Annotated in this window: 1 protein-coding gene; it reads right to left on the reverse strand. The window is 53.5% G+C overall.

Going from position 1 to position 372, the window contains the following annotated elements; translation table 11 throughout:
- On the reverse strand, window positions 1–372 hold a 372-nt coding region (locus L9G74_RS23895; protein WP_238898528.1), incomplete at both ends, for a hypothetical protein.

Genomic DNA, 372 nt, shown 5'->3' on the forward strand with positions numbered 1-372 from the left:
GTTCACCATATTCTCAGCCTCGAAGCAGTGCAGAACAGATTTGGGCGACCCAACAGCACCAGGTACGTCTTCAGTAGCGTCGAAGCTCTGGTAGATGAGGAGGCCACCACAGGGCAGCTCCTGCTCTACCATGTTGTTGCATTTGTAAGCATCAGCATTGAGCTCCTTTGCCCATGTTCCAGCATGACCATGCCCACCAAAGATGGTAACAGCAACAGAGAACTCCGAAGGGCCAAAGCACCTGAGGACCCTCTTCACCAGGTCGCCATAAGCAAGAGTAGAGGCGTCGAAGCCCACGACCTCATAACTGGCGTAGCTGAAGCCATCCTCAGGGGTCACATGAATGGTAGAAAACGCTGAGCCATGGATTGC

The organism is Shewanella electrica, from assembly GCF_022321485.1.
GTDB lineage: Bacteria > Pseudomonadota > Gammaproteobacteria > Enterobacterales > Shewanellaceae > Shewanella > Shewanella electrica.